This is a genomic window from Lutibacter sp. (genome assembly GCF_041596795.1).
Lineage (GTDB): Bacteria > Bacteroidota > Bacteroidia > Flavobacteriales > Flavobacteriaceae > Lutibacter.
The window spans coordinates 1-13,224 of the sequence record NZ_JBFHHX010000095.1; the positions used below are offsets into that span (position 1 = coordinate 1).

General features: G+C 29.5%; 11 protein-coding genes and 1 pseudogene. 5 read left to right on the forward strand and 7 right to left on the reverse strand.

What is annotated here, in order from left to right:
- Both ABY298_RS11145 and nhaC read left to right on the forward strand, forming a co-directional pair.
- The coding region (locus ABY298_RS11145; RefSeq protein WP_372746132.1) for an aminotransferase class I/II-fold pyridoxal phosphate-dependent enzyme at window positions 1-1,128 on the forward strand (1,128 nt) is incomplete at its 5' end.
- A gap of 119 nt (window positions 1,129-1,247) precedes the next feature.
- Complete coding sequence (gene nhaC / locus ABY298_RS11150; protein WP_372746133.1) at window positions 1,248-2,717, forward strand: Na+/H+ antiporter NhaC; 1,470 nt, start codon at window positions 1,248-1,250, stop codon at window positions 2,715-2,717.
- Between the two features lie 54 nt (window positions 2,718-2,771).
- Here the strand turns inward: nhaC and ABY298_RS11155 are convergent, their stop codons facing one another.
- Complete coding sequence (locus tag ABY298_RS11155) at window positions 2,772-4,946, reverse strand: putative porin (protein ID WP_372746134.1); 2,175 nt, start codon at window positions 4,944-4,946, stop codon at window positions 2,772-2,774.
- A 122-nt stretch (window positions 4,947-5,068) separates the two neighbouring features.
- Here ABY298_RS11155 and ABY298_RS11160 point away from each other — a divergent pair, with 122 nt between their 5' ends.
- Together ABY298_RS11160 and ABY298_RS11165 are read left to right on the forward strand one after the other, a co-directional pair.
- On the forward strand, window positions 5,069-5,671 hold the full coding sequence (locus ABY298_RS11160; protein ID WP_372746135.1) for a ribonuclease HII: 603 nt from the start codon (window positions 5,069-5,071) through the stop codon (window positions 5,669-5,671).
- 55 nt (window positions 5,672-5,726) lie between these two features.
- Window positions 5,727-6,779 (forward strand): nucleoid-associated protein, encoded by a 1,053-nt coding sequence (locus ABY298_RS11165; protein WP_372746136.1) that lies wholly within the window; start codon window positions 5,727-5,729, stop codon window positions 6,777-6,779.
- 159 nt (window positions 6,780-6,938) lie between these two features.
- Here ABY298_RS11165 and lipB read toward each other — a convergent pair whose 3' ends face one another.
- A complete protein-coding gene (lipB, locus tag ABY298_RS11170; protein WP_372746137.1) occupies window positions 6,939-7,634 on the reverse strand; it encodes a lipoyl(octanoyl) transferase LipB in 696 nt (231 codons plus the stop codon).
- Complete coding sequence (locus tag ABY298_RS11175; protein ID WP_372746138.1) at window positions 7,634-7,792, reverse strand: YqaE/Pmp3 family membrane protein; 159 nt, start codon at window positions 7,790-7,792, stop codon at window positions 7,634-7,636. The genes lipB and ABY298_RS11175 overlap by 1 nt, the downstream gene beginning before the upstream one ends.
- A 103-nt stretch (window positions 7,793-7,895) precedes the next feature.
- Here ABY298_RS11175 and gldA point away from each other — a divergent pair, with 103 nt between their 5' ends.
- The gene (gene gldA / locus ABY298_RS11180; RefSeq protein ID WP_372746139.1) at window positions 7,896-8,789 is read left to right on the forward strand and encodes a gliding motility-associated ABC transporter ATP-binding subunit GldA; all 894 of its coding nucleotides are present in this window, start codon (window positions 7,896-7,898) and stop codon (window positions 8,787-8,789) included.
- Here the strand turns inward: gldA and ABY298_RS11185 are convergent.
- The 4 genes and pseudogenes from ABY298_RS11185 to ABY298_RS11200 form a co-directional block, all read right to left on the reverse strand.
- Entirely contained in the window at window positions 8,782-9,522 is a 741-nt protein-coding gene (locus tag ABY298_RS11185; protein ID WP_372746140.1) for a head GIN domain-containing protein, read from the reverse strand. The two genes, gldA and ABY298_RS11185, sit on opposite strands and share 8 nt — an antisense overlap.
- Window positions 9,523-9,539: 17 nt before the next feature.
- On the reverse strand, window positions 9,540-10,649 hold the full coding sequence (locus ABY298_RS11190) for an acyloxyacyl hydrolase (RefSeq protein ID WP_372746141.1): 1,110 nt from the start codon (window positions 10,647-10,649) through the stop codon (window positions 9,540-9,542).
- A gap of 10 nt (window positions 10,650-10,659) precedes the next feature.
- Entirely contained in the window at window positions 10,660-11,766 is a 1,107-nt protein-coding gene (locus tag ABY298_RS11195; RefSeq protein WP_372746142.1) for an acyloxyacyl hydrolase, read from the reverse strand.
- 14 nt (window positions 11,767-11,780) lie between these two features.
- A pseudogene (locus ABY298_RS11200) lies at window positions 11,781-13,224 on the reverse strand (DNA polymerase III subunit alpha); the annotation flags it as partial.

The window sequence follows — 13,224 nt, forward strand, 5'->3', positions numbered from 1 at the left end:
ATATCAGATTCTGCAACCTATACATTTTTACATGCCAAAACAATGTTAGATACATTTGAAGGTCATGCAGAAGGTTGTTATTTATATTCTCGCCATACAAGCCCAAGTAATTTATACCTAAGTAAAGCATTGGCTGCAATGGAATTTACAGAAACAGCAAATGTTGCAGCATCGGGAATGGGAGCAATTACTTCAACCATTTTACAAATTTGTGGAGCAGGAGATCATATTGTTTCTGGAAGAACAATTTACGGAGGAAGTTATGCGTTTTTAAAAAACTTTGCTCCAAAATTAAATATTTCAACCTCGTTTGTTGATATTACATCTTTAGAAAAAGTAGAGGCTGCAATTACACCATCAACAAAAATTATTTATTGTGAGGCAATTAGTAATCCATTGTTAGAAATTGCCAATTTACCTGAGTTGTCAAAAATTGCCAAAAAACACAATATTTTATTAGTTGTAGATAACACCTTTTCACCACTATTAATTTCTCCTCAAAAATTAGGTGCACATGTTACTATTCATAGTTTAACCAAGTTTATTAACGGTACTAATGATACCGTAGGTGGAGTAGTTTGTGGTACGCAACAATTTATAGATAATTTAAGAAGTGTAAACGATGGAGCGGCTATGTTATTAGGGCCAGTTATGGATAGTTTAAGAGCTTCTAGTATTTTAAAAAACTTAAGAACATTGCATATTCGAATGAAGAAACACAGCGAAAATGCATTGTATTTAGCAGAAAAATTTGAGCAAGACGGATTAAAAGTTGTGTATCCAGGTTTAAAAAGCCATAAAGATCACGAGTTGTTTAAAACCATGTACAATGAAGAATATGGTTTTGGTGGTATGATGACTGTTGATATTGGGAATTTAGAAAAAGCAAATGAATTGATGGAGTTAATGCAGCACGAAAATTTAGGCTACCTAGCAGTAAGTTTAGGTTTTTATAAAACATTGTTTAGCGCTCCTGGAACCAGTACTTCATCTGAAATTCCTGTGGAGGAACAACAAAAAATGGGTTTATCTAATGGTATAATTAGGTTTTCCATTGGTTTAGATAACGATATTGAAAGAACATATAGAGCAATGAGACTTTGCATGACAAAAGTTGGTGTTTTATAGAAGAAATGTGTTTTATTTTATTGATTTTTTTAAAAACCTCACTCATTTAAATTAGTGAGGTTTTTCTATTTGCACAAACTTGCATTTTTACGTATCATTACAAATCCAAAAATTACAGAATGCAAGACAATAAAAATCTATCAGAAATTAAAATTGAAGATCAAAAAATAATTCAAAATAAGGAGCTGAATATTTTAGAAGCTTTAATTCCAGTTGTTATTTTAATGATGCTTTTGGCATACAATATTTTTTATGCAGGAGGTGAGTGGTTAGGAGAATATTCTAACCAGTTTATTTTATTAATGGGTGGCGTTGTTGCATCATTTGTTGGGTTTTTTAATAAGGTGAATATTAAAACAATGTTGTTAGAAGTTTGGGAAAACCTGAAAAGTGTTTTTGTGCCAATAATGATTTTATTTTTAGTAGGTGCTCTCGCAGGAACTTGGTTAATAAGTGGTATAATTCCGGCAATGGTATATTACGGATTACAAGTACTAAGTCCTTCTATATTTTTACCGGCTTCAGTAGTAATTGCAGCAATTATTTCTGTTGCAACGGGTAGTTCTTGGACTACTTCTGCTACCGTTGGTATTGCATTAGTTGGAATTGGAACTGCTTTAGGAATTCCAACAGGTATGATTGCCGGAGCGGTTATTTCAGGAGCTTATTTTGGTGATAAAATGTCTCCGCTTAGTGATACTACAAATTTAGCGCCAGCAATGGCAGGAACCGATATTTTTACACATATTAGATATATGACACTAACAACGGTTCCAACAGTTGTAATAACAATTATTGTTTTTACCATTATAAGTTTAAATATTGAAACAACAGGAAGTGCTGATGTTAGTGGATTATTACACACTATTAATGAAACTTTTCATATTTCAATTTATTTATTTATAGTTCCTTTAATAGTTATTGTATTAATTTTATTAAAAACTAAACCGTTAATTGCCTTAGGTATTGGTGTAATTTTAGCTGGTATTTTTGCTATTATATTTCAAGGTGATATTTTAGATATGTTACCTGGTACAAATAGTTATAGAACGGTAATTAATTCCATTTTTACCGATACACATATTGCTACGGATAATGAGAAATTAAATGAATTGTTTAGTGCTGGTGGAATGAAAGGGATGTTGTGGACCATTTACTTAATTATTTGCGCCATGTTTTTTGGAGGAATTATGGATGCAATTGGTGCTTTAGCAAGAATTACAAATGCATTGTTAAAAATAGCAACATCTATATTTGGTTTATTTGCAAGCACTGTAATAAGCTGTATAGGATTAAATGCTATTGCATCAGATCAATATTTGGCAATTGTTATTCCTGGAAAAATGTTTAAAAAAGCTTTTCATGATAAAGATCTTGCTCCAGAAAATTTAAGTAGAACTCTAGAAGATTCTGGAACTGTAACTTCTGTTTTAATTCCTTGGAATACTTGTGGGGCTTACCAATCTGGAGTTTTAGGAGTTGGTGTTCATGAATATTTTATATACGCAATATTTAACTGGTTAAGTCCAATTATGACCTTAACGTTTGCTGCACTTGGATTAAAAATTAAGCAGTTAGTTAAAGAATAATATATTTTTTTATAAAAAAAAATCCTTTCCATTGGAAAGGATTTTTAGATAAGATTAAATAAAGAAATTCCATACAACTCCAAATCTAACAGTTAAATCCCTATAAGGGTAATTTGGTGCTGAATAATAATTTCTACCAGTAAAGCTTGCGCTAAAATTTTCAACTTTAAAAAACAACCTTGTACGTCTAATTTGTGCATTTGCAAAAAAGTCTAACATTGGGTAATTTCCTATTTCAGTATCATTCTGAATCACAAATTCACTTAGTAGCGGATTGTAAGCATTTGCTTTATACGATGTAAAATATTTAAATGTTACACCTGTTTGAAGGTATAATGGTTTTTTAGGAAACAAATAGTCGGAAAAATACAAAGTATTTCTAGTAACCAATTCAGGAACTCTAAAAAATGAACTGCCACTTTCAACGTTTTGATACATAACTGTATTATCCATTGTAAATTTTCCAAACGTAAAATATTGTTGTGCTTTTACCTTAAAATAGTTTAAAGATTCAGTTGCTTGTGTTGGTTTTGAATCTTCATCAAAATATGTATAATTATCAATAATAGAGAAGGTTGCTTTAATGTTTCCCCATTTATTTATAATCATTTGAGCGCCTATAGATTTTAGGTTTTCATTTTTAAAATTATTTTGCCAATTGTACTCTTTATAAGCACTTTGATATAGTAATTTATTAAAATCTGGAGATTTAGAGTTTATTTCAGCAAATCCTTTAAAGCTAAAAACACTATCTAAAACAAAACTAGCGTCTGCTTTTAAAGAATGTCCTGTTAGGTCGCCTGTTAAAATAGTTTTAGCATCGGCATTTAATTTAATTTTACCGTAAGATACTTTCCAATCTGCGCCAATAGACACTGCATTCCCTTTTATTTTATTTAAAATAGTTTCATTGTCATAAAATAAAATGCTGTTGTAGTGGTAGTTGTAATTTGTGTAGCTTGCTTTTCCTCTTAAAATTCCTGTTATTGGTGATTTTAGCTGAACAAACAATTCATTATTCATATTTTGATAAGATGTATGATCAGCAATTGGAGTAGCAAAAGCATCTCCAAAAATACTACTTTCACTATCTTCATTAAATCTATAGTGTTTGGTTTCGTACATAAATTGATGCCCTAATTTAAGTTCAAAATTATCTTTTAAACTTGTTGAAATTGCCAAAGCAGAATCTTGTTTTACAGCAACAGAATCTTTAATTGCAATATTTGGCATTTCTTCATGAACATCTTTATTTTCGGGATGTTGCCCTTTTTTAGGCATTTCACCTCTAATTGGTTTTTTATTTTTTATTCCTGAGTTCAATTCAGAAATTGGTGGTTTTCCAAAAGCAGTACTATCAGCTATTTTAGTTACATCATTCTTAGGTTTTTCATTTTTTTCTTCGGTTTTAGCTGTTTTCGGAAAAATTTTTAAAGTATGTTCAATAAAATATCGTTTACCTTCAAACATATTATTGGCATCTGATAAATTTACTTCTAGTCGTCCTCTATCTGTATAATTAGAGTTACCAGATTCAAAATATCCTACAGAATCATCTGTTAAACCGCCATTTTCGTTATTATAAAAATCAAACGAAGAAAAATGACCTTTTAAATCGTATGTTTTGTTTTTATTATGATAATTAAAACTGGTTCTAAAATTTCCGTGACTGGCTAAAGAATACCTATATTTACCTAGTGATCGTAAACCTTTATAAGCTAGGGAAATATTAAATTGTCTCGACGTGTTCATTGTTACAAAAGACTCTAAAACCTGACCTTGTTCTAAACCCGATCTATACATTATTTCAGAGGTTGGTGTAGGAACGTAGTAATATTGTATATCTTCAACTTTTTTGTAATTGAACTGTTTTGCATTCATTCCCATCAAAGGAAAAATTGGGCTGTTTTCAAAAGAATATCCCAAATTAGTATAAGTTTGTCCCATATTATGAAACGGTAACAATTCAAAATCATCCTTACGAATGTAATTAAGTTTAGAATCCTTTTTTAATGATAGGGTAGTATCAATAAAGGTAGTATCGTTTTTAATAGTGAAAACTTTATAATCGGTATACTTGGTTTCACCATCAATTTTTATTTGAACTTCTTTATTAAAAGAGGTACTGTCATTACTAAACATATTTCTATTGCCATCACTGCCAGTAAATTGGGCGTTTACTTGGTAAAAAAAACAACTGAAAACTAAAACAAAAAGTAATTTATTCATTCTTTATGATTAATTGACAAAGGTAAAATATTTGAACGATAAAAATAACAGTTAATTGTAATCTCTAATTTTATAAGAAAACTTTAGCATTTTCTTTTATTTTTGTTGATTAAAGCTACAAAATGGCACTTAAAAAATATTTATTAAAAAATACCATAGAAGCGGGAACAGATGAAGCCGGAAGAGGTTGTTTGTCCGGACCAGTAGTTGCTGCAGCCGTAATTTTATCTAAAGATTTTTCGCATCCATTGTTAAACGATTCTAAACAGTTAACTGAAAAACAACGAAATCTGCTTCGGCCAATTATTGAAGAAAACGCCATTGCTTATGGAGTTTCGTATGTATTTGAAGAAACAATAGATGAAATAAATATTTTACAATCGTCTATTTTAGCAATGCATTTGGCTATAGAAAAAATGAAAATTGCTCCGGAACACATTATTGTTGATGGCAATAAATTTAAATCATATAAAGAAATTCCGCACACAACAGTTGTAAAAGGCGATGCAAAATTTATGAGTATTGCAGCAGCATCGGTTTTAGCAAAAACATATAGAGATGAATATATGGAGAAAATAGCATTAGAATTTCCGGAATATCATTGGCAAAAAAATAAAGGATACCCAACAAAAGACCACAGAAATGCTATTCGAGAATTTGGAGTTACAAAATATCATAGAAAATCTTTCCGATTATTACCAGAACAATTAAAATTAGATTTGTAATTATTCCTTTTTCAGCTTTAAAATTTTACATTTGCTATCCTTAAAAATGTAAAAGATGATTAAAAGAACCAGAGTTGCCATTTCAAAGTTTATTATTCATAAAGTTGGAAATAAATTTAACAGCGCCACCAATATTTTTTCTGAAGATGTTGTAACTTTTGATGAAGAAAGCTACGAATTAATGAAGCCATTTTTATTAAAACCTTTTGGAAATGTGGTAGAAAGCTTCCGTTTTAATCATCATTCTAATATTGAGTTAAACGAAATTAATAACTATTCGGCTCAAGTTTTTGCAGATCCAACAACGTTTGTAGATGTTTCTAAACACATTGTAAATCATTTGTTTGAACAATCTAATTCTGCTCAAATTAAAACCGGCGATGTAATTGTTGCCTTATTTGAAGATATTGAATACAATGAAGTTATAACACAGGCTTTAGGTATTTTTAAAATTGAAAATAAAGTAGATTTTTTCCAAACATTTATGGAAAAAGATATTTTAGATGTAGTAGTTCAAAAAGGAATTAGCACTAGAAAACTAGATAAAGGTTGTTTAATTATTAATACTTCAGATGCGGAAGGAAAAGTTGTGTTAAGTGTAGATACAAATAATTACGATTCGCAATATTGGATAAAAAACTTTTTAAGTGTAAAATATGCCGATGATACCAATCAGCATACTCAAAATTACATTGAAATGTGTAAAGATTTTTCGGAAGAAGTGATAAAAGAAGATTTTGGAGTACACGAAAAAAGTAAATTTTTAGCCAAAACAGTCGACTTTTTTAAGGAAAATGATCAAGTAAATATTCACGATTTTAAAGATTTTATTTTTGAAGAAGATGAAGAAAAAAAAGCACGTTTTGATGATTATAAAAAGTTATTTGAAACTGAAAATGAAGTGTTAGTTAGAAATCAGTTTGCGGTATCTGATATTGTATTAAAAAAACAAAAATCTAAAATAAAAACAGAAATAAAACTTGATACTAATATTCAAATTAAATTAGATATTGATGCGCCAGATGCTTCAGCTGAATATTTAGAACAAGGGTATGATGAAGATCGTAAAATGAAGTATTACAAAGTTTTTTATAACGAAGAAGATTAACTTCAATTATCAATTATCAATTGAAAATTTGATGATTTGGTAAATGATGGCTGGAGTTAAAGTGTGGTTTCTAAATCTCACACTATTTAATTAGGAATAAAAAAAACTCAAACACACTAATTTTTAGTGTGTTTGAGTTTTTTTATTTTGCATTACAGCTTAAATAAACGAAGCTTCAAATAGTTCGGAAAAATGTTTTGTAATTTTTTCTTTCACCTCGTTTAAAGGCACTTTTTTATTTAACTCAGCTTCTAAAGATGTCACTGCTTTTCCTTTTATTCCGCACGGAATAATATTATCAAAATACCCTAAGTTGGCATTTACATTTAGTGCAAAACCGTGCATAGTAACCCAGCGACTTGTTCTTACTCCTAATGCACAAATTTTACGTGCAAAAGGTGTTCCAACATCTAACCAAACACCGGTTTCTCCTTCGCTTCTTTCAGATTTTATACCATATTCTTCTAAAGTTTTAATAATTACTTCTTCTAAAAAGCGTAAATATTTATGAATATCAGTAAAAAAATTATCTAAGTCTAAAATAGGATATCCAACAATTTGTCCTGGTCCGTGATACGTAATATCTCCACCACGATTAATTTTATAAAAAGTAGCACCTTTTTGTGCTAGTTGCTCTTCATTTAATAATAAATTACTAAGATCTCCGCTTTTTCCTAATGTGTATACATGTGGATGTTCAACAAAAATAAAATAGTTAGGAGTACTTAATTGAGTGTTGTTTTTTTTGTTTTCAACTTTTAAATCAACAATACTCTGAAATAATTTTTCTTGATAATCCCAAGTGTCTTTATAGTCTTTCTCGCCTAAATCTATTAATTCAATTTTTTTTTGCATTACCTTTTAGGGTTATTATTTATTATTAATGCTGCTATTACTCCGGGAATCCATCCTAAACATGTTAAAATAAAAACAATTAGTATAGAACCACAACCCTTATCAACTACTGCTAATGGAGGGAAAATTATACAAAGTAAAACTCTAAAACAGCCCATTTTTTTAATTTTAGCAAATGTCTTAAAAATAATTTACGCATACAACGTTATAAGTATTAGTTAAATTACAATTAAAATGTACTTTTGTTAAAATTGTTTTTAAATGTCTATTGAAGTAAATGCTGTTTCTAAATTATACAATGCTCAAAAAGCATTGGATACTGTTAGTGTAAAAATTGATAAAGGAGAAATTGTTGGTTTTTTAGGTCCTAATGGAGCAGGGAAATCTACATTAATGAAAATTCTTACAGGTTACATTTCGCCATCAAAAGGAGATGTTTTTGTAAATAATTTTTCTTTGAAAACGCAAAAAATAGAGGCGCAAAAAAGCATTGGTTATTTGCCAGAACACAATCCGTTGTATTTAGATATGTATGTGAAAGAATATTTACAATTTAATGCAAGTATTTATAAAACGCCTAAAACAGAAGTTGCAAAATGTATAGAAAAAGTTGGTTTAACACCAGAAGCTCATAAAAAAATAGGGCAACTTTCTAAAGGATATAGGCAACGTGTTGGTTTAGCAGCAGCGCTATTACACAATCCTGAAGTTTTAATTTTAGATGAGCCAACAACCGGGCTAGATCCAAATCAATTGGTTGAAATTAGAAATTTAATTAAAGAGGTTGGGAAAGATAAAACGGTATTGTTTTCTACACATATTATGCAGGAAGTAGAAGCAGTTTGTGACCGTGTTATTTTAATAAATAAGGGGGTAATTGTTGCTGATAAAAAATTAGCCGAATTAAAAGGAAATCAAGATCAAATTATAGAAGTAGAGTTCGATTTAAAAATTGAAAAACAATTTATTGATCAAATACCTCATTTAAAATCTGCAGCTAATATTTATGATACAATTTGGGAGTTGACCTTTTCAACAACTAAAGATATGCGTCCGGTAGTTTTTGATTTTGCCCACGATAATGGTTTAAAAACCTTGAATTTAACCACAAAAAACAAAAATTTAGAAAGTTTATTTAGAGAACTTACTACTTAAACACTAATTCGCCTCTGTTTTGCACGTCTACAGTTACAACTGGTGGAGTATTGTATGAAATTACATTGCCAATGGAATGTATAGTACCTGTTAAACTTTCAGTTGGATAAATTAACATATCATTACTGCTTACTTGACGAACGTTTATATTGTTGGCAATAAACTCTTTTCCTTCAAACCGTGTATCTCCATCAGAAAAGCTGAGATCTAAATTAGTAGTAGTTCCATTAATATAAAAAGTTGCAATGCCATTACTCCAAACTTTAACACTTGTATTTTCAATAGTTAAATGCCAATCTCCAACAGCTAAATAAGTGCTTTTTTCACCTGAAGATCTTAAATAAAGAGATGGATATGTTAATGTGCCAATAGAATTTACATTTAGTTCAGATGCGTTTCTAATGGTGTTTATATTTGGCGAAGTTACGTACACTTTAGTAATGCCATAATCTCTAAATAAGTTACACGAATTGTAATTTGTTAAAATTAATTCACCATCAATTACTTCTGCAGTTATATCATTTAAAAGGTTTTTACCAGATTCTATAATTACTTTTTGAGTTGGACCTTCTTCAATAAAAAGTTCAATTTGTTTGTGTACTAAAATTTTATCAAAAGTTGTAACTTCAATTTCTTGTTGTGTAATAGTTCCTGCTGTTTGTAAACAATCGCTACTGTTTTCGCTATTGCACGATAGCACTAAAAATGAAATTATATAGAGTAATTTTTTCATTTGTTATATTATAATAATTAAAAGGAATATCCAATTCCCACTTCTAAAGCTTCTGCTCTAAATAAATTTACTTTCATACTTACTTCAGAAAAAATATGATCTGCTAATTTATACTTAAAACCAAAGCGTTCGTAAATTTTACTAACGTAATTGTATTCTGAGTAGTATGTGTAACCAATTTGAGATATAAAGGCAAAATTATTTTGAGTTAATTCGTGACCAACAAAAATACCACCTCTTTGATATTTATTTTCATTGTAATTCTTATTTTCTGTTGAATTGATATACTTTATATGATTTTTTAAAAATTTTGATGCAAAAAAATCCAAACCAGCAGTTAAAGTAGAGTATTTGTTTATTTCTTTACTTGTGTATAAAGATGCTACATAAAAAGGGTATAATCCACTATTTTCAATTAAAGATTCATTATAACCAGTTCTTAAAATAGCATTATATTTAAGGGGTTTATGTGTTGTTAAAGCAGCTGGAGTTGCATTTTCTAAAGGAATAGTTTTTACTTCTCCAATAGAGTAATTTAAACCAAGGTGTACAGAAACTGTGTTAATTCCTAAGTTAGGATTTTTTAAGCTCACATTAGAAAAATGCAACAAGCTAACACCAGTATTTATTTTTAGTTTGTTATAAATTATATATTGAAAATAGTTTAATTTAACAAAGGCAGTAGCATCTAAATGTGATCCAATTGCAAAATTTTGATTGTTGTTTATAACATCATATTTTTCTGTTACATAACCCAAGCCAAAACCAGTTGTTAACTTTAATGGGTTGTTATTTTTAGGTGTTAAATTATAAGTGTAATGGCGATAAACACCAAAAGATTTACCTAAAATGGGGGAGTTAAAATCTTGATATATAAATGTATATCCGCGTTCCGGATAATTAAATAATTTATTAAATTTTGTAGTTTTATTATTTAATTTATTCCAACTAACTAATACACCATAAGAGTTTCCTTGAATAGCATTGTCTAATTTTTTATCATGTTCAATAGGTTTTCCAATAAAAAACTCAGTTTGAATATTGCTAAATCTGTCATCATTATTTTGTGAAAACACAACTAAACAATTAAAAAAAAGAATTACAGAAAGGGTGATAATTTTTTGCATTCTATTTTTTTTAAAGTCTTACTCCAATTCCAAACTCAACTGTTTCAGCATCTGCCGCGTGTGCTTTTAAACGAATAGAAGCAAACCATTTGTCGTTTTTTAAATACCTTTTTAAACCTAAAGTTTCATACACTAAACCTTGGTATTCAAACGGATATTTTACATAATACCCCAATTGAGTTTCTATAGAAAGTTTATTTATAAAAAGTTCATGACCAACAAATACACCAATTCTTTTAAAATCATCTGTTTCTTCTAAATTTGTATGCGGGATAGTTAAATTTAGTTCGTAATAATCTTTTAACATTGGCGAAATATACAAATCAGCACCAATTTGTAAGGCAGATTTTCTGTTGATGCGTTTATCTGCATAAGCGGAAAAAACATAAAAAGGTTTTACGCCACTTCCTATAATTTCCGATTCGTTTATTCCTGTTCTAAAAGCAATATTGTATTTTATAGGTTCAGTAAATTCTTTAGATTCAGATGTGGGTATAAAAGTTTTCGACTCCAATTCATTATCTAAATTATAATTTAAACCAACAGTAGCTGCCCAAACATTCATTCCAGAATTAGGTGAACGAACGTTTGCATTAGATGCATGTATAAATGTTAATCCGGCATTTAAACCCAAATTTTCAATAATGTTTTCTCGCTGATAATACAGTTTAAAATACGTACTAGAATTTAAATTTGTACTAAAAGCTGTGTTTTTGTTGTTGGTTTCTTTATTATAAGGGTTTGTGTTGTATGCTAAACCAATTCCGGTTCTTACAATAAACTGATTTTTATTAGCTCGGTTAGTAAGATAAAAATTATAATGTGCATAAACCGAGTATAATTTTCCAACAATATCAGATTTATAATCTTGATATCCAAAAGAGTATCCGAAATCTGGATAGTTGTAATGATCTTGCCAACTTTCTTCCCCAAAAGATCTTTTATTATAACTTAAAAAGAATCCTGTTGGGTGACCTTGAATTAGAACTTGAGCATCGGGATTTTGCCGAAGTACATTTCCGTAAAATGTATCGGCTTGTAAATAAGATGAAGTATTGGATTGACTATAAGATTTTAAACAGATAAAAAGTAAAAAAGCCGAAAGTATTTGTTTCATAAATAAAGTACTGTCTAATTTAATTTAAAGTTAAAATCTGCGTCTTCTAAAAGTTTCAAAAACTCATTACTTACTTGAATTTTAACACTTCTGCTGTGCATGTTTAAGGTAACTTCATCCTTATTGTCAATAACTATAATATCTAAAGGCGTGCTTCCTTCATTATTTTTTAAAATAGATTGAAGTGAGTTAATTGTTGGCGGATTAACATTTTGTATATTAAGCTGAATTGTTAATTTTTTAGCTTGTTTTTCAATAACAGTTTGTAATATTTGAATATCATTAAAATTAATTCTAGGCTCACCAATTACACCATCTTTATTTCGCCATCCTTGCACAATACTAACACGTATTTGTCTAAATTCATTTTCAACTAAATAAGGTTTAAATTTTAAATAATCATCTTTAAAAATTCTAAATTCGAACGAATCGTTAAAGTCTACCACAGTAAATGATGCCCATTTATTTCCATTTTGAGAAGTTCTATGTTGCACATCAGTTAAAATGCCTGCAAATGTTAAATTAGCACCAATGTGTTTGCTTAAATCTTCTTTAAAGTATGATAAATTTGCGTTGCAAAAATATTTAATTTCATTTTTAAAATCATCTAAAGGATGTCCGGAAATATAAATTCCAACAACTTCTTTTTCTCTGGAAAGTTCTTCCATCATACTCCATTTTTCTGCTGCAGGAATTTCAGGTTCAGGAAATTGTACTGAAGAGGCTTCGCCAAAAAGTGAAACCTGGGCAGAATTTTCATTTTCTTGATATTTATTACCAAATCTTATGGCGCGCTCTAAAAAAGTAACGCCTTTTTCATCTAATTGAAAATATTGTGCTCTATGAATTGTATGAAAAGAATCAAAACCACCAGCCAGTGCTAGTCCTTCAAAAACCCGCTTGTTAGCAGCTCTTAAATCTACACGTTTAGCAACATCAAAAATAGAAGTAAAAGGTCCGTTTTTTTTACGTTCTTCAATAATTGAATCTACAGCAGCACCACCAACACCTTTTATTGCACCCATTCCAAAACGAATGGCGCCTTGTTTATTTACGGAAAATTTATTGTATGATTCGTTTACATCAGGACCTAAAACAGGGATTCCAGCTCGTTTGCATTCTTCCATAAAAAAGGTAACCTGCTTAATGTCATTCATATTATTTGAAAGCACAGAAGCCATATATTCGGCTGGGTAATGTGCTTTTAAATACGCTGTTTGGTATGCAATATAAGCATAACAGGTAGAGTGAGATTTGTTAAAGGCATATGCTGCAAAAGCTTCCCAATCTTTCCAAACTTTATTTAAAACTTCTTCCGGGTGATTTCTTTCTTTACCTCCTTCAATAAATTTTGGTTTTAATTGCTCCAATAGGTAAAATATTTTTTTACCCATTGCTTTTCGTAACATATCGGCTTCACCTTTTGTAAAACCAGCCAATTTTTGAGAAAGCAACATC